Raw genomic sequence first — 15,857 nt, 5'->3', positions numbered from 1 at the left:
GGTCCGCGCGCCGAGCAAAGAGCGTGGTGGTCGGACAGACGGTGACCGGGTCGTCTGCCTGCCGGCTGGCCGCTCAGTCGCTCTGGTGGGGGACCGAGAGCACGACCGCCTCGCCCGAGACGACGACGTCGCCGTCGTCGGTCTCTGCGGTGGTGTCGACGCGAATCCGGTCGTCGCCGAGGGTCTCGACGACTTCGACGGTGGCGGTGACGGTGTCGCCCGGGTAGACGGGGTTCTCGAACGCGAGGTCCTGGGAGAGGTAGATGATGTCCCCGGGCAGCTCCGCGAGCGCGGCGCTGACCGGGCCCGCCGACAGCATCCCGTGGGCGATGCGGCCGCCGAACATCGTCTCGCTGGCGTACTCGGGGTCCTCGTGGATGGGGTTGTGATCGCCGGAGAGGTCGGCGTACGCCTCGATGGTCTCTTCGGTGACGGTGACGGCCGACTCGGCGGTGTCGCCGACGGACGCGACTGGCATATCCCTCCCTCGTCGCGGCACCGTCGAAAACGCCCCGGTTAACATGTGAAACGGGGGGTTGATTACGGCAGTCCTGTATGACTCTCGCATGGAGACGGTAACGCGCGACGGCGTGACGCTGGCCTACGAGCGGGACGGGCCGCGGGACGCCGAGACTGTCGTGCTCGTGGAGGGCCTGGGCTACGGCCGCTGGATGTGGAACTGGCAGCGCGACGCGCTCGCCGAAACGTACGACGTGGTGCTCCCCGACAACCGGGGGACGGGGGACTCCGACGCTCCCGACGGTCCGTACACGATTGCGGAGATGGCGGCGGACATCGACGCCGTCCTCGAGGACGCCGGCGTCGAATCGGCGCACGTGGTCGGCGCGAGCATGGGCGGGATGATCGCCCAGCAGTACGCCCTGGAGTTCGAGCGCGCCGAGTCGCTGGCCCTGCTCTGTACGTCGATGGGCGGCGAGGACGCCGTGCCGACGCCGCCGGAGACCCAGGAGCGGATGTTCTCCGTGCCCGAGGACGCCGACGAGCGCGAAGCCATCGAGTACAAGATGGAGCCGGCGATGACCGACCGGCTCGCCGACGACGAGGAGCTGCTGGAGCGGATTATCGACTGGCGGCTGGACTCCGACGCGCCGCCCGCTGCGCGGGAGGCGCAGGGCGCCGCTGTCGCGGCGTTCGACGCGAGCGACCGCCTCGACGACATCGACGTGCCGGTCCTGCTGCTGCACGGCACCGAGGACCGCGTGCTCCCGGCGGAGAACAGCGAACTGCTCGACGAGCGGCTGCCGGACAGCCGCCTCGAGTTCGTCGAGGGCGGCCCACACCTGTTCTTCATCGAGGACGCCGAGACGGTGAACGACCACCTTCTGTCCTTCCTGGGCGACCGATGACCGGACGCGGCGACTGGGTCGGCGACTGGAGCGGGCGCCGCGCCGACCTGTCCCCCGACCGCACGGCGCTGACCGACGCGACCACGGGCGAGTCGTGGACGTACAGCGAGATGGACGAGCGGGCGAACCGGACGGCGCGCCTGCTGGCGGCCCGTGGCGTGACTGACGGCGAACGGGTCGCCGTCGTCTCCCGGAACCGGCCCGAGCTCGTGGACCTCGTGTTCGCCTGCGGGAAGACCGGTGGGGTGTTCGCGCCGCTGTCGCACCGGCTCGCGCCGCCCGAGCTCGAGGAGCTGCTGGCGCGCGTCGACCCCGAACTGGTCGTCGTGGAGGAGCCCTTCGACGAGGACGTGGCGGGAACGCTGCCCGACGATGTCGACGTGCTGTCGCTGCCGACCGACGGCGGCCACGAGTGGGACGCCTTCGACGAGCACGTCCCGGAGGACGGCTCGACGTACGACGGCCCCGACCTGTCCGGCGACGACCCGTTCATGTTCCTGCACACCGGCGGGTCGACCGGCACGCCGAAAGAGACCGTCCTGACCCACGGCTCCGTGGCGTGGAACGCGACGAACACGGTGACTGCGTGGGGGCTTCGGCCCGGGGACGCGACGCCGATGGTGTTCCCGATGTTCCACACTGGCGGCTGGAACGTCCTCACGATGCCGCTGTTCCACGTCGGCGGCCACGTCGTCGTCGCGCGAGACTTCGACCCGGGCGAGGTGCTGCACCTCGTCGAGACCCACGACGCGTCCGTGCTGGTGGCGGTGCCGGCGGTCCTGCGGATGATGACCGAGCACGACGACTGGGCGGCGACCGACCTCTCGACGCTGCGGTTCGCGAAGAGCGGCGGCGGGCCGTGCCGGCGCGCGACGATGGAGCGCTACTGGGACCGCGGCGTCGACCTCTCGCAGGGGTACGGCCTCACCGAGTGCGGGCCGAACAACTTCGCGATGCCGGACGGCTGGGGCCGAGAGAAGGCCGACAGCGTCGGCGTGCCGGCGATGCACGTCGACGCGCGCGTCGTCGACGACGACGGCGAAGAAGTCCAGCAGGGCGAGGTCGGAGAACTGGAACTCCGGGGGCCGCACGCGGCGGCGGGCTACTGGCGGAGCCCCGACGAGACCGCCGAGGCCTTCGGCGTGCCGGCTGTCGACGACCCGACGACCGTCGACGCCGAGGACTACTGGGTGTCGACTGGTGACCTCGCGCGCGTAGACGACGACGGCTACCACTACATCGAAGGCCGGAAGAAGAACATGTACGTCTCCGGTGGGGAGAACGTCTATCCGCCGGAGGTCGAGGACGCGCTCGCCGACCACCCCGGCGTCGAGGAAGTCGTCGTCGTCGGCGTCCCCGACGAGACGTGGGGCACCGTCGGGAAGGCCGTCGTACAGGGCGACGAGGACCTGGCGCTGGCGGACCTCACGTCGTTCCTCGACGACCGCCTCGCGGGGTTCAAACACCCCCACTACCTGGCCTTCGTCGACGAGATGCCGACCAGCGGCCCGTCGAAAATCGACCGGCAAGCCGTCGAGGACCGGTTCGGCGACACCGGGAAGTAAACGTTTTAGGTCCGCTGTCCCTCTGTCGGGTAGGTAGCAAACGATGATTAACGTTAGCATGGAGGTCGAGCAGTACGACTGCCCGTTCGTCCATGCCAGCGACAGCGACGACGTCGCGTTCTCCTCCGTGCACTGCGACGCCGGCCCCCGGGCGACGGAGGTCCGGATGGTGGCGGAGGCGGCCGACCGGCCGAGCCTCGAGTCGGGCCTGGACACCGTCCGGGACCACGGCGAGGTCGACGAGTACGAACTGTTCTCGAAGGTCGACAACGTCGCGAAGTTCCGGACTGTCGTCGAGCAGACCGAGGCGATGGAGGTCCTCCGGGACCAGGACGGCTACGTCACGGGCCCGTTCTACGCCGAGTCCGGCACGGAGACCTGGCACGTCGGCTTCGACGACCCCGGGCTGGCCGACCGCGCGCTCGCCAACCTCGAGCGCGGCCACGAGTTCGACGTGGTCGCCCGCGAGGACACCGACGAGGCCGAACTCCACGAGATCGTCCAGAACGCCGGCGCGGCGATGACGCTCATCGAGGGGTGCAAGGATCTCTCGGACGTCGAGCGCCAGACGCTGGAGGCGGCGGTCTCGGACGGCTACTACGAGAACCCCCGGGACGCCACGCTGGGGACGCTGGCCGACCGATTCGACGTCTCGAAGCCGGCCGTCTCGAAGAACCTCCGGCGGGGAGAACAGAAGATGATCCAGCGCGTCATCGAGGCGCTCGACGACATCGAGTAGACGACCGGCGGAGTACGGGGCGGGGGAGACACCGTACCGCAGTCAGGGGATAGCGACTGGTCGAACGCCGACCGCTGCGGGTCTCGTTCACATGTTAACCCGGCTGTACTTGCACGAAGCGTAACAGACATGCGTGGTATGCCGGAGTTTGGCACGACACGACGGAGCGTACTGAAAGCCGCGGGCGCAGCAGGCGTCACCGGACTCGCCGGCGTCGCCGGCTGTGCCGGCCTCGGCGGCTCAAGCAGTCCTGATACCATGAAAATCGGCGTCATGCAGCCACTGTCGGGTGACATCGCGTACTACGGACAGCACTCCCTCTGGGGATTCCTCTCGGGACTCGCCTACAAGGGCGACACCGACCCAGTCGCGGAGCCCGAGACGGGCACCGAGGAGGTCGAGGTCGGCGACACGACCTACGAGCTCGTCATCCGCGACACCCAGTTCTCCGCCGACGAGGCGCAGTCGGTCGCGAACAACCTCGTGAGCGACGAGGACGTCGACGTGCTGTTCGGCTGCGCGTCCTCGGGGGCCGCACGGCGCGTCGCGAACAACGTTCTGTCCGCGACTGACGTCCCCTACATGGCAGGGCCGGCAGCGGCCGCCGACCTCACGTCCAGCAGCGAGACGTGCTCGCCACAGCTGTTCCGCGCCAACGAGACCACGGCGATGGACGCCCGCAGCGGCGGTCGATACGTCGCCGAGGAGTCCGACGTGAGCAGCGTCTACCTGTTCGGCGCCGACTACTCCTTCGGGCGCGCGGTCGTGAACAACTACCGCCGCGTCCTCGAGGACGCCGGCGTCGAGATCGTCGGCGAGCGGTTCGTCGAACGCGGCCACAGCGAGTGGCAGGGCCTCCTGCAGAACGCCGAAGAAGCCGGCGCGGAGGGCGTCGTCGGCGGGTTCACCGTCTCGACGCTGCCCAACATGTTCGCGCAGTTCCTCCAGGGCGACTACTCGTACCGCCTGTTCGGCGGCTTCGCGACGCAGATCGCGACCGGTGTCCTCGGCCAGACCCTCAAGAGCGTCTACGGCGAACCGCTCACGGAGGAGAAACTCGACGGCGTCAAGGCCGGTCCGTTCACCACCCGGTACCACTGGAACCAGTACGACAACGACATCAACAGCAGCTTCGTCGACATGTACACCGACACCTACGAGATCGTCCCGGACCTGTTCAGCGGCGGGACGTTCACGGCGGCGTCCGCCATCGTACAGGCGGTCGAGGAGTCCGGCTCGACGCAGCCGGCCGACCTCGTCGACGGCCTCACCGGGATGACGGTCACGGACACCCCGAAGGGCGAGGGCGCGTACACGTTCCAGGAGTACAACAACCAGGCCCGCTCGGAGATGACGGTCGCGAACGTCACGCCGACCACGGACGAGTGGGCGGACGTCTGGGGCGCACCCATCCAACCCAGCGACCCCATCTCCCGGGTCTCCGCGGACGAAACGACAATTCCCGAGGACAGCGACCAGATGACCTGCGACCTGTAGATGTTACGCACGCGGGGATTGACCCGCCGGTTCGGGGGGCTGGTCGCAGTCGACCACGTCGACTTCGAACTCGGCGGCGACGAACTGTGCTCGCTCATCGGCCCGAACGGGGCCGGCAAGACAACGTTCTTCAACCTCCTCACGGGGGTGCTGTCGCCCAGCGACGGCGCCGTCGAACTGCGGAGCGACGACGGCGACGGCTGGCGGGAGGTCACGGGCGCCAGCCCGGCCGAGACCGCCCGGATGGGCGTCCACCGGTCGTACCAGATCACGAACGTCTTCCCGACCGTCAGCGTTCTCGAGAACGTCCGAGTGGCGGCACAGGCCGACGCAGACACGGGCCGGCGGTTCCACCGGAACGTCGGTACGTTCGACGAACACTACGAGGAAGCCTACGGCATTCTCGAGCGCGTCGGGCTCGCCGACAGGGCGCACGCGACCGCCGAGAACCTCAGCCACGGCGCCGCCCGACAACTCGAGGTCGCCATCGCGCTCGCCGGCGACCCAGACGTCCTGCTGCTGGACGAACCGAACGCCGGCGTCTCCTCGGAGAGCGTCGACCAGATCGTCGACCTCATCGAGGACGTCGCGACGGACCACGCCGTGCTGCTGGTCGAACACAACATGGACATCGTCATGAACGTCAGCGACCGCGTCGTCGTGCTCGACCGCGGCTCGGTCATCGCCGACGGCCCGCCAGAGGACGTCCGCAACGACGAGGACGTCCGACAGGCGTACCTCGGCGGCTACGAACGAGAGGAGGAGGGTACCGTATGAGTCTGCTCGAAGTCGAGGACGTCCACACGTACTACGGCGAGAGCCACGTCCTCGAAGGCGTCTCACTGGAGGTCGAGGCGGGCGAAGTGGTCGCCCTCGTCGGCCGGAACGGCGTCGGGAAGACCACGACCCTGCGGTCGATTCTCCAGCTCACACCGCCACGGGAGGGCGACGTCCGCTACGACGGCGAGAGCCTCGTCGGCCTCGAAACGCACGAGGTCGCCGACCGCGGCGTCGGGTGGATTCCCGAGGACCGCCGGGTGTTCGCGCACCTCACCGTCGAGGAGAACGTCCGGCTGTCGGTGCCACCGGGCAGCGACGAGGAGGCCGGCCTGGAGACGGCCTACGAGGCGTTCCCGGACCTCCGCGAGTTCGCGGACCGGGAGGCCGGCACGCTGTCGGGCGGCCAGCAGCAGATGCTGTCCATCGCCCGCGGCCTCGTCAACGAGAACGACCTGTTGCTCGTCGACGAACCCAGCGAGGGGCTGGCGCCGCTCATCGTCGAGAACGTCGCCGAGTCCCTCCAGTCCGTCGCCGAGGACACCACGCTGCTGCTGGTCGAACAGAACCTCCCGCTCGCGCTCGACCTCGCGGACCGCTTCTACGTCGTCGACCACGGGCAGGTCGTCGACGAAGGGTCGACCGAGGGCGTGACGACCGACGACGAGCGATTCGAGAGGCTGTCAGCATGACCGGCGCACTCGCAACCGTCGTCGAAGTGTTCGTGTCCGGGATGGCGAAGGCGTCGCTGTACGCGATGATGGCGCTCGGGCTTACCCTCATCTTCGGGCTGCTCGGCGTGCTGAACTTTGCGCACGGCTCGCTGACGATGGTCGGCGCGTACGTCGCCGGCCTCGTGATGGTGACGTTCGCCGCCGGAAGCAGCGGCCTCGGTGCAGTTGTCTGGTTCGTCGTCGCGGCGCTGGTCGCGACGACGCTGGTCGGCGGCGTCGGCGCCGCGATGGAGGTGGGCCTCATCCGGAAGCTGTACGACCGGCCGCCCATCTACCAGATTCTGCTGACGTTCGGCGTCACGCTCGTCCTCGACGAGCTGATGCGTATCGTCGTGCTGTTCTACGGCCAGCAGCCCCGCGCCGACTGGCGGGCAGCGCTGGGGACGAAGCCGTCGTTCGTCGACGGCAACGTCTCGGTGCTCGGCGCGAGCATCCCCGCGCTCGAGCTGTTCGAGGTGGCGTTCGGCGTGCTCGTCGTCGTCGCGGTCTGGGCGTTCCTCACGCAGACCCGCTACGGGCTCGTGGTCCGCGCGGGCAGCGAAGACGACGAGATGGCGTCGGCGCTCGGCGTCGACGTCCGGCGGGTGTTCACGGTCGTCTTCGCGCTCGGAGCGGGGCTCGCCGGGCTCGCCGGCGCGCTCCTGATGTGGGACCCCGCGTGGGGTGCCAGCGTCCCGCTCGCGTCGGAGACGCTGCTCCCCGCGTTCGTCGTCGTCATCGTCGGCGGCCTCGGCACCTTCCGCGGGACGGTCATCGCAGCCGTCCTCGTCGGCATGGTCGACGGCGTCACGACGTACTTCTTCAACGAGGGCATCATCACGTTCTCCGGCATCTCGGAGCTGATGATCTTCCTCATCCTCGTGGGTGTTCTTGTGGTTCGCCCGCAGGGTATCGCGGGTCAAGCGGAGGTGGGGGGTCATTAGCACCGAGACGGTCGACCGCGAGACCGCGGTCGACACGGACGAGAGCTGGGTGCGCGAGTACGCCCGCGACCACGTCGCACACCTGCTCGTGGTCGCCGCGTTCGGCGTCTACCCCCTGCTGTACTCGCTGCTGGTCGCCCTCGGCGGGGGCGTCGCGGGGGCGTTCCTGCCCCGGCCCGAGACGATGACCGCCGTCTTCTACTTCGGGCTGTTCGCGATGAGCTTCGACTTCATCTCCGGGTACACCGGCTACCTCTCGTTCGGCCACGCCGCGTTCTACGGCACCGGCGGGTACTTCGTCGTGCTCGTCGCGAACGGGAAGGTGCCGCTGCTGCCCGCGGACACGCCGTTCATGGTGAGCATGGTGTTAGCCGGTGTGCTCGCCGCGCTGCTCGCCGTGGTCATCGGGTCGGTGTCGTTCCGGCTCTCCGGCGTCTACTTCGCGATGATCACGCTGGGCTTCGCCCAGGTGATGTACGTCTTCATGCGGGACTGGGGCTTCCTGTCCTCGAACCCTCGTGACGGCGTCGCGGTGAGCAACGATCTCCACCCTGCGGGCTTCGAGATCGGGATACCGGGCGTCGACGCGCTCAACCTCGCCATCGGGCCGCTGCGCGGCGACGAGATCGAGTGGCTGTTCCTCGACCTGGGCGCCACAGAGGTCTCGTACTACATGGTGGGGCTGGTCGTGCTCGTCTGCTACTTCGCGATGCAGCGCATGGTGCACTCGCCGTTCGGCCGCGTGCTCGTCGCCATCCGCGAGAACGAGGAGCGCGCCCGCGCCGTCGGCTACAACACGTTCCGGTACAAGCTCGGCGCGTTCGCTGCGAGCGCGTTCTTCGCGGGCGTCGCCGGCGCGCTGTTCGCGGGCGTCCGGCGGTCGGTCTCCCCGGACAACTCGCTGTACTTCCTCGTCAGCGGCGACGCGCTGCTGGCGTCGATCATCGGCGGGTTCGGTACGCTCGCCGGGCCGCTGTACGGCTGGCTGTTCGACCGGTCGGTCGTCGAGTTCCTCTCGAAGACCGGCGCCGGTGGCGGCCTGCTGCCGCTGCTCCGGGAGTACCTCCCCGGTAGCGTCGTCGAGGCGCAGCTCGTCGGCGGCATGACGTTCGGTGAAGGCATCGAGGTGTTCCTGAACGGCCACGCGCCGCTGTACCTCGGCGCCGTGTTCGTCGCGTTCGTGGTGTACGTCCCCGGCGGCCTGCTCGGCTGGGTGCGGAACCGGCTGGGCGGCACCGTCGCGAAACAGCTACCCGCCTACCTCGCCAAGCTCCGCCGATGACTGTCTCGCTCACTGGCTACGGCGTCTACACGCCGGACGACACGGTCACCGGCGAAGAGATCGCCGCCGAGAGCGGGGTCCCCGAGGACGTCGTCGTCGAGAAGATGGGCATCACCGAGAAGCACGTCTGCCCGCCAGACGACGACCACGTCACCGACATGAGCGTGAAGGCCGCAGAAGACGCCCTCGACGACGCCGGCGTCGACGCGGCCGACCTGGACCTCGTGCTCTATCACGGCAGCGAGTACAAGGACCACGTCGTGTGGTCGGCGGCCGCGAACGTCGCCGAGCGACTCGGCGCGGACGCCGCGTTCGCGACCGAGAGCTACACGCTGTGCGCCGGCGCGCCGCTGGCGCTCCGCCAGACGCGCGCCCAGCTCCAGACCGGCGACGTCGACCGCGCGCTGCTGGTGTCGGCGAGCCGCGAGGAGGACCTCGTCGACTACGGCGACGAGGACGCCTCGTTCATGTTCAACTTCGGGAGCGGGGCGTCGGCGTTCGTGCTCGAACGCGGCGCCGGCGACCGCGCGCGTGCAGTGATCCACGAGTCTGCCGCCATCACGGACGGCAGCTTCTCGGAGGACGTCGTGATGCCCGCCGGCGGGTCGAGACAGCCGCCGAGCCACGAGACCGTCGACGCCGGCCTGCACACGCTCACGGTGGCCAGCGACGACATGAAGGAGCGAATCGCGCCCGTCAGCGGCCCGAACTTCCTCGAAGTCGCGGACGACGCCCTCGAGAAGTCCGGGCTGACGCGCGAGGCCCTCGACTTCGTCGCGCTAACGCACATGAAGCGGTCGTTCCACGACCACCTCACGGGCGAGCTCGGCGTCGGTGACGACGGCCAGCAGTACCTCGACGAGTACGGGCACGTCCAGAGCGTCGACCAGGCGCTCGCGCTCGACGACGGACTGCAGGCAGGGAAAATCGAAGCCGGCGACACGGTGCTGTTCCTCGCGGCCGGCACGGGCTACACGTGGGCGGCGACCGCCCTCGAGTGGCGCGGCTGACGGCCGCCACCGCTGTTCTGTCCACGGCGCGGAGGGCCGATTCGTCAGCGAGGTCGGCTCTTAGCCGTACTCCTGGACCCGTTCGCCAGTGTCGGCGGTCGCTCTGTCGGCGCCGCGCTCGGCGTCCACCGACTCGACGGCCTCGATACCGAAGCCGTCGCCGAAAGCGTCCCGGCTCGCGCGCTCCACGTCGGGGGCGTCTTCGACAGTCATCTCGACGGCAACCGTGGCGTCGACCCGGAGGTCGTTCAGTCGGGGCCGCAGGTCGGTGACGTCGACATCGTCGACGTTCGCGACCGCGTCGACACCACGAACGACGTTCGTGACGCCCTGCGCGAGGTCGCCAGTGGCGTTACGGGGGACTTGCATCGTCAGGTCCGCGGTGACACGAACCAGCTGGCTGGTAGTTGCCATACGCTCCCGCCGAGAGTCGAACTCGGCCGGGACGGGACCGCCCGTCGGGAGCAGCGACGGACAGTCCGCGAACACCCGTGACTGGGGAGGACGGGACGCCGACAGCAGTAACAGTACTGGTGACGGCGTCCGCGTCCTCCCCGGGGTGGTGTGCCGCTTTTACGCGGCGAGGGTGGACGCGGACGCCGTCTCGTTCGGTCCGAACCCTGCTGCCACCACGTACCCAAGAGAGCACTCGGACGCTCCGCTAATAGCGGAGGCGAGCTCTCGGTGGGATGTGGTGGCGGTCATGGCGGGTTCGGGTCGAGTGCGACTCGCTGGCGACGAGTCGCGCTTCACCCGCAAAGATTGGGGCCGGTACAATAAGCTTTGTCTCTGTGTGTGGAGTGGTGACAGTTGTCTTGGCTCCGGCGGCAGTCGGTCTGCCCCGAGCGGTGCCCGCAGGCTGGCGACACCGGACGGACACCCGACGGCACACCGGCTCTCACGCCGGCTGCGGATGCTTCAGTGGGCGGCCTTCCCGCGCACTCGGTCACCACGGCTCGCGCACGGCGTCCACGAGTGCCCCGAGTTCGCGTCCCAGCACACCGAGTGCGCCGCCGAGCCGGAATTCGGCCGGCGTGAGGTCGAGTTGCCGGGAGAGGAAACCGGGTCGGGCCGCGGCACCGACGACGAGGACGGTCCGGTCGCGGACCCTGATCTCCGCCGTCAGGTCAGCTGTAGCGAGCGTGTCCGCCGCGGCCCGAATCCGGCTCGGCCCGCCGGCACGGGCCGCGATGCGGGCGGTTTCGAGGGTCGGGAAGGCCACGAGCAGTCGGTCGCCCGTCGAGTCGACGTCGACTGGACGGCCCGCGACGGACACGTCGATGTCTGTCTCGACTGTGAGCGGAGTGGCTGTGTCTGGGTCGCTACTCCTGTTCACGGGTCGTGATGCGGACCGTCCCGTCGACGTGCCACGGTGCGTGTTCGACGTCGTCGCCGGTCCCACTGGGCACGTCGACGTGCATGTCCTCGAACTCGTAGACGATTTCCGCGTTTCGTCCCGTCAGGCGGTCGTAGAGGCCGATTGCGAGGTCGGGCCAGGTCGTCGTCTCGTCGACGGATTCGCGGGTGGAGTCTGAGTCGCTCATCGAGTACAGACAGGAGCGCAGAGAAGTTAAACCTAGTTACACGTTACTCTGTTGTCATTGGGGTGTCAGAGAGTCTGACGCGAGCGACCCCTGAGAGCGGCGACCCGACTTGCCGGCACTCGTGTTCCCGGGGCATGGGGGTTGCCGGCACATTGAATACGGGGCCGGTCGCACCCACACCGCGTGTCAACTACGTACGAGGAAGCCGTCGAGACCTTCCAGTGGAACGTACCCGAGGACTTCTCGCTCCCGGGCGTGCTAGCCGACCACGCCGCCGAGTTCGGCGACCGACTCGCCGTCCGGTTCCGCCACGAAGACGGCTGGGAAACGGAACGCACCTTCCGCGACGTCCACGAGGACGCACAGCGGTTCGCGAACGCCCTCGCCGACCTCGGCGTCGGCGACGGCGACCGCGTGATGCACCTGCTCCCCCGACACCCCGAGGTGTTCGCCATCCAGGCCGGCGCGCTCGCCCGCGGCGCACTGCTCGTGCCGTGTTCGGCGATGCTGCAGGCGAAAGACGTCGCCTTCCGGGCGGACGACTGCGAGGCGACCGCCGTCGTCGTCCACGACTCGCTGACGGAGATGGTCGAACCGGCCCTCGAGGAGACGCCACTGGAGACAGTCGTCGTCCTCGACGCCGACGACGAACCCGACCGAGAGGGCTGGCAGGCCTACGAATCACTGGTCGAGGGACGCCCGGCCGACCACGACGGCCCCGAACTGGGTGCCGACGACCCGATGTCTATCAACTACACCAGCGGTACCACAGGCCGCCCGAAGCCGGTGCTGCACCGGCACCGCTGGCTGCACTGCTTCGAGCGCGTCAACGGCCCCTACTGGTGGGGCGTCGACCGCGACACCGACTTCGCGGACGAGCTGCTGTGGGCGACCACCGGCACCGGCTGGGCGAAGTGGTTCTGGAGCCCCGTCGGCGTCGCGCTCGTCACCGGTGCGCCCCAGTTCGTCTACGAGGGCGAGTTCGACGCCGGCACCTACCTCGACATCCTCGAGTCCGAAGGCGTCACCCGGCTCTGCGCGGTCCCCACCCAGTACCGGATGTTCACGCAGCGCGACGACCTCGACGACTACGACCTCGCACTGGAGGAAGCCCTCTCCGCGGGCGAACCGCTCAACCGCGAGCCCATCGCGGACTTCGAGGAGGCCTTCGGCGTCACGCCCCGGGACGGCTACGGGCAGACCGAGACGGTCGCGCTCGTCACGAACTACCCCGGCATCGACGTCAAGCCCGGCAGCATGGGGAAGCCGGCGCCCGGCGTCGGCACCACCATCATCGACACGCAGGACGAGGAGGAGGTCGAGGTCGGCGAGACCGGCGAGATCGCGGTGCCAGTGGACTCCCCCGCCATCTTCGACGGCTACTTCGAGAGCCCGGAGCTAGACGAGCGGACGTTCTACGGCGACTACTACCGGACCGGCGACCTCGCGCGCCGCGACGAGGACGGCTACTTCTTCTTCGAGGGGCGCGCCGACGACATCATCATCTCCTCGGGCTACCGCATCGGCCCCTTCGAGGTCGAGGACGCGCTGGTCGGGCACGACGCCGTCGCCGAAGCCGCCGCCGTCGCCAGCCCCCACGACGAGCGCGGGAACGTCGTCAAGGCGTACGTCGTGCTCGCAGACGGCTACGAGGGCAGCGACGACCTCGTCGACGAGCTCCAGGAGTACATGAAGTCGGAGACGGCGCCGTACAAGTACCCCCGCCGCATCGAGTTCGTCGACGAACTCCCCACCACCTCCAGTGGGAAGATCCGCCGCATCGAACTCCGGGAGCGCGAGCAGTCGAAGTTCGGGGAGTGAGCCACGGCAGAGCCACGAGCTCGACCGCGTGCTCGCCGGCGCGGTGAGAATCCCCACAACGCATTTGCCAGCCCGCCGAGACGTTCGACCCGATGCCGCAGTGGTCCCGGCGGCGAGCCCTCCGCGCAGTCGCGGCCACCGCGACGACGGTCGCGCTCGCCGGCTGCAACGACAGCACCGACCGACTCGACACCGACCAGCGACGCGACCCGGGCGACCCGGTCACGGACTACGAGACGACGACGGTGCGCGAGGAGCGCGTCTTCGCGCCGTTCTGGCTGGAGGAGTACGAGGACGAAGCGAACCGCCCGAAGCGACCAGTCGGCGGCGCGCTCGTCACCGAGCCGCTGGCCGAGGGGAGCATCTCGTTCGATCCGGACGCCGAGGCGGCCGCCTCGCTCCGGACGTTCGTCGCGGACACCGACTTCCAGCGAGAGTGCGTCTACCTCTGGTCGAGAACCGTCGGTGGGTGTGAGACACTCAAGCTGGCCGACGTGCGACGGCAGGGCGACGAACTGGAGCTGGAGGTGTGTCGACAGCTACAGCCGCCAGACGTGGCCTGCGAGCGCGACGACGAGCACACATTCGTGCTGGCAGTCCGCCTGCCGTTCCCGGGCGACGACCCCCGGATCGGCAGGCGGTCCGTGCACAGCACCTGCGACGACGAGGCCGAGCCACTCACTCCGGTCGGAGGTGACAGCGAGTGACTCGCCGCCTCTCGCGCCGTGGCGTCCTCGCGGCTGGCGGCGCGTCGGCACTCGCTGCGCTCGCCGGCTGTTCGAGCGTCCCGTTCGTCGGCGGCGGGAGCGACGACGACCCGCTCCCGGAGTACGACGTCGCCGACCTCGCCGAGACGATTCGAACCTCGCGAGTGGAGACGTCGGCAGTGTACCCCGCGCCAGTCCCCGAATCGCTGGTCGATGCGCACCGCCGGCGAGCGACCGACCTCCTCGACAGCGTGCCAGAATCCCCGTCGTTCCCGAACGAGGCCATCCAGACCGCGGTCAGACACGAGTACGAGCACGCGGCGGACCGACTGTCTGACACCGACGACGTGGACGACCCGATTACGCTGGACGACGTGGGCACCTGGGAGCACGCCCGCGACGACGCCGCCGCAGCCGCGTTCGCGTACCGCGCCGCCAGCGGCGAGTTCGACGCCGCAGACGCGGCCCGGTGGCGCCGCCGGGTCGAGGACGACTACCGGACCGAACGCAGGGCGCGACCGTACCGCGGGGAGACCGTTCTGGATGCGCTCGCGGTCGCAGCGGAACTGGAGGAACGCCTCGAAACCGCGAGGCGGTGGCTTCGGCCGAACGAGTCGTTCCCCGAGAACCCGGAGACGGCTCCGAGAGAAGTCGGCGACGTTGCCGCAGACCTGGAGCGCGCCGACGCCGGTGTGGCCACTGTCCGTGGGCTGCGCGAGGCGCGACCAGACGACGGGCTGTCGGACCACTGGGGCGCCATCGCGGGAGCCGCCGGCGAACTCGACGACGTCTACCACGAGACCGTCGACGAAGTCGCGCCGTACCTGGAGGGCGACCCGGAGCCCGGCGAAATCTTCGACAGCGACGTCAGCAACGCGACGGCCGCCCACGACCTCTTCGAGGCTGCCGTCCCGCACCCCGACATCGAGCGCGCCGAGGCTGCGCTCGCACGCTCCAACTACGCAACCGCCGTCCGGGAGTACACCCGGGCGCTGCTCGGCTCGCTCGTCGTCGCTCGCAGCGCCGACGCCATCCAGGCCGGCGAACACGGCACGCCCCCAGACGTCGCGACGGTCCGGAACACCCGCCAGACCGCCGTCGACGCGGTCCATAGCCTCGAATCCGACCGGCAGAGCCTGCTCGCCGAGCAGCTGGCGACCGGTCTCCGACGGCACATCGACTACCGGGACCGGAACCTACTCAGCGAGCACGCCAACGACCGCAGCGTCGTTCGCGCAGCCGGCGGGTACACCTACGTCGCCTACGCCGCCGAGCAGGTGCCGGCCGTCGCCGACCGCGTCGCCCGCGAACTCGACGCCAACGGCGAGTGACGGCGCCGGGGCTAGCGAGCATGAGTCACAGAGAGAAATGCTCGGTCAGGGGTCACGCGAGTGCAGCGAGGTGACCACGGCGCGGCTTCGCCGCGCCGGGCATTTGAACTACGCGGAGACGGTCCGCTCACTCCGTTCGCGGCTGCGACTCCTCTACTCCAAATCCCTTCCCTGCGCGCTTTTCTCACTTCGCTCGAAAAGTGCTCGGTCAGGGATTTGAACCGATACCAGACGTGCTCGCTGCGCTGCGCGCGACTGGTAGGGTTCAGAACCCTTCGCTGCGCTTCTTCTTCGTCACTACGTTCCTCAGAAGCATGCTCGGTCAGGGATTTGAACCCTGGTCGTCGGCTCGAAAGGCCAACATGATTGGCCGGACTACACCAACCGAGCGTCTGCATCCGAAACGAGCGACCGCTGACGTATAAATCTCTCCAATCGGAGTCGTCGGAGCGAACTCCCGGAATTTCTCGGCTTCGGTACCCCGTTTTGGTCGTTCTCGCCAGACCAGCAGGTTCCAGTGGGTTCGGTGGCGACGAGAAACCGGGAACAGCGAACAGCGA

Annotated in this window: 16 protein-coding genes and 1 tRNA gene; 12 read left to right on the top strand and 5 right to left on the bottom strand. The window is 69.1% G+C overall.

Annotated features, from left to right (window positions below):
- Positions 1-73: 73 nt before the first annotated feature.
- Positions 74-478, bottom strand: a complete 405-nt coding sequence (locus tag LT971_RS07435; protein WP_237006215.1) for a MaoC family dehydratase — start codon at positions 476-478, stop codon at positions 74-76.
- Positions 479-566: 88 nt separating this feature from the next.
- On the opposite strand from LT971_RS07435, the gene LT971_RS07430 reads away from it, so the two are divergent.
- The 9 genes from LT971_RS07430 to LT971_RS07390 all read left to right on the top strand — a co-directional run bounded on the left by LT971_RS07430 (position 567) and on the right by LT971_RS07390 (position 9,894).
- On the top strand, positions 567-1,367 hold the full coding sequence (locus LT971_RS07430; protein ID WP_237006214.1) for an alpha/beta fold hydrolase: 801 nt from the start codon (positions 567-569) through the stop codon (positions 1,365-1,367).
- Positions 1,364-2,932: an AMP-binding protein gene (locus tag LT971_RS07425; protein WP_237006213.1), complete on the top strand. Its 1,569-nt coding sequence runs from the start codon at positions 1,364-1,366 to the stop codon at positions 2,930-2,932. Before LT971_RS07430 ends, LT971_RS07425 begins: the two co-directional genes overlap by 4 nt.
- Before the next feature lie 43 nt (positions 2,933-2,975).
- Positions 2,976-3,671 (top strand): helix-turn-helix domain-containing protein, encoded by a 696-nt coding sequence (locus LT971_RS07420; RefSeq protein ID WP_237006212.1) that lies wholly within the window; start codon positions 2,976-2,978, stop codon positions 3,669-3,671.
- A 138-nt stretch (positions 3,672-3,809) separates the two neighbouring features.
- Positions 3,810-5,168, top strand: a complete 1,359-nt coding sequence (locus tag LT971_RS07415; protein ID WP_237006211.1) for an ABC transporter substrate-binding protein — start codon at positions 3,810-3,812, stop codon at positions 5,166-5,168.
- Positions 5,169-5,945, top strand: coding sequence for an ABC transporter ATP-binding protein (locus LT971_RS07410; RefSeq protein ID WP_237006210.1), 777 nt, complete (start codon positions 5,169-5,171; stop codon positions 5,943-5,945).
- Complete coding sequence (locus LT971_RS07405; RefSeq protein WP_237006209.1) at positions 5,942-6,637, top strand: ABC transporter ATP-binding protein; 696 nt, start codon at positions 5,942-5,944, stop codon at positions 6,635-6,637. The genes LT971_RS07410 and LT971_RS07405 overlap by 4 nt, the downstream gene beginning before the upstream one ends.
- Positions 6,634-7,602, top strand: coding sequence for a branched-chain amino acid ABC transporter permease (locus LT971_RS07400; protein WP_237006208.1), 969 nt, complete (start codon positions 6,634-6,636; stop codon positions 7,600-7,602). Before LT971_RS07405 ends, LT971_RS07400 begins: the two co-directional genes overlap by 4 nt.
- A 115-nt stretch (positions 7,603-7,717) precedes the next feature.
- Positions 7,718-8,884 (top strand): branched-chain amino acid ABC transporter permease, encoded by a 1,167-nt coding sequence (locus LT971_RS07395; RefSeq protein WP_425293270.1) that lies wholly within the window; start codon positions 7,718-7,720, stop codon positions 8,882-8,884.
- Positions 8,881-9,894 carry a 3-oxoacyl-ACP synthase gene (locus LT971_RS07390; protein WP_237006207.1) on the top strand — a complete coding sequence of 338 codons (1,014 nt, stop codon included), beginning with the start codon at positions 8,881-8,883 and terminating at the stop codon, positions 9,892-9,894. The genes LT971_RS07395 and LT971_RS07390 overlap by 4 nt, the downstream gene beginning before the upstream one ends.
- A 60-nt stretch (positions 9,895-9,954) precedes the next feature.
- Here LT971_RS07390 and LT971_RS07385 read toward each other — a convergent pair whose 3' ends face one another.
- From LT971_RS07385 to LT971_RS07375, 3 genes are all read right to left on the bottom strand, one after another.
- The gene (locus LT971_RS07385) at positions 9,955-10,308 is read right to left on the bottom strand and encodes a hypothetical protein (protein ID WP_237006206.1); all 354 of its coding nucleotides are present in this window, start codon (positions 10,306-10,308) and stop codon (positions 9,955-9,957) included.
- Positions 10,309-10,840: 532 nt separating this feature from the next.
- Positions 10,841-11,230: a hypothetical protein gene (locus tag LT971_RS07380; protein WP_237006205.1), complete on the bottom strand. Its 390-nt coding sequence runs from the start codon at positions 11,228-11,230 to the stop codon at positions 10,841-10,843.
- Positions 11,217-11,438: a hypothetical protein gene (locus LT971_RS07375; RefSeq protein ID WP_237006204.1), complete on the bottom strand. Its 222-nt coding sequence runs from the start codon at positions 11,436-11,438 to the stop codon at positions 11,217-11,219. Before LT971_RS07375 ends, LT971_RS07380 begins: the two co-directional genes overlap by 14 nt.
- Positions 11,439-11,621: 183 nt before the next feature.
- Between LT971_RS07375 and LT971_RS07370 the strand changes: the two genes are divergently transcribed.
- The 3 genes from LT971_RS07370 to LT971_RS07360 all read left to right on the top strand — a co-directional run bounded on the left by LT971_RS07370 (position 11,622) and on the right by LT971_RS07360 (position 15,297).
- On the top strand, positions 11,622-13,259 hold the full coding sequence (locus tag LT971_RS07370) for an acetate--CoA ligase (RefSeq protein WP_237006203.1): 1,638 nt from the start codon (positions 11,622-11,624) through the stop codon (positions 13,257-13,259).
- Positions 13,260-13,351: 92 nt separating this feature from the next.
- Positions 13,352-13,966 (top strand): hypothetical protein, encoded by a 615-nt coding sequence (locus LT971_RS07365; protein ID WP_237006202.1) that lies wholly within the window; start codon positions 13,352-13,354, stop codon positions 13,964-13,966.
- Positions 13,963-15,297 (top strand): hypothetical protein, encoded by a 1,335-nt coding sequence (locus LT971_RS07360; RefSeq protein ID WP_237006201.1) that lies wholly within the window; start codon positions 13,963-13,965, stop codon positions 15,295-15,297. The genes LT971_RS07365 and LT971_RS07360 overlap by 4 nt, the downstream gene beginning before the upstream one ends.
- A gap of 315 nt (positions 15,298-15,612) precedes the next feature.
- On the opposite strand, the gene LT971_RS07355 is transcribed toward LT971_RS07360, so the two are convergent.
- A tRNA-Glu gene (locus tag LT971_RS07355) sits at positions 15,613-15,687 on the bottom strand.
- Positions 15,688-15,857: the final 170 nt, after the last annotated feature.

The organism is Halobacterium rubrum (assembly GCF_021729015.1).
GTDB classification, from domain to species: Archaea; Halobacteriota; Halobacteria; order Halobacteriales; family Halobacteriaceae; genus Halobacterium; species Halobacterium rubrum.
This window is presented reverse-complemented; position numbering and strand designations above follow the sequence as displayed.

Excerpts from the sequence above, each read along its gene's own strand:
- LT971_RS07435 (WP_237006215.1), bottom strand. The coding sequence starts at position 478 with ATGCCAGTCGCGTCCGTCGGCGACACCGCCGAGTCGGCCGTCACCGTC.
- LT971_RS07430 (WP_237006214.1), top strand. The coding sequence starts at position 567 with ATGGAGACGGTAACGCGCGACGGCGTGACGCTGGCCTACGAGCGGGAC.
- LT971_RS07425 (WP_237006213.1), top strand. The coding sequence starts at position 1,364 with ATGACCGGACGCGGCGACTGGGTCGGCGACTGGAGCGGGCGCCGCGCC.
- LT971_RS07420 (WP_237006212.1), top strand. The coding sequence starts at position 2,976 with ATGATTAACGTTAGCATGGAGGTCGAGCAGTACGACTGCCCGTTCGTC.
- LT971_RS07415 (WP_237006211.1), top strand. The coding sequence starts at position 3,810 with ATGCCGGAGTTTGGCACGACACGACGGAGCGTACTGAAAGCCGCGGGC.
- LT971_RS07410 (WP_237006210.1), top strand. The coding sequence starts at position 5,169 with ATGTTACGCACGCGGGGATTGACCCGCCGGTTCGGGGGGCTGGTCGCA.
- LT971_RS07405 (WP_237006209.1), top strand. The coding sequence starts at position 5,942 with ATGAGTCTGCTCGAAGTCGAGGACGTCCACACGTACTACGGCGAGAGC.
- LT971_RS07400 (WP_237006208.1), top strand. The coding sequence starts at position 6,634 with ATGACCGGCGCACTCGCAACCGTCGTCGAAGTGTTCGTGTCCGGGATG.
- LT971_RS07390 (WP_237006207.1), top strand. The coding sequence starts at position 8,881 with ATGACTGTCTCGCTCACTGGCTACGGCGTCTACACGCCGGACGACACG.
- LT971_RS07385 (WP_237006206.1), bottom strand. The coding sequence starts at position 10,308 with ATGGCAACTACCAGCCAGCTGGTTCGTGTCACCGCGGACCTGACGATG.
- LT971_RS07375 (WP_237006204.1), bottom strand. The coding sequence starts at position 11,438 with ATGAGCGACTCAGACTCCACCCGCGAATCCGTCGACGAGACGACGACC.
- LT971_RS07365 (WP_237006202.1), top strand. The coding sequence starts at position 13,352 with ATGCCGCAGTGGTCCCGGCGGCGAGCCCTCCGCGCAGTCGCGGCCACC.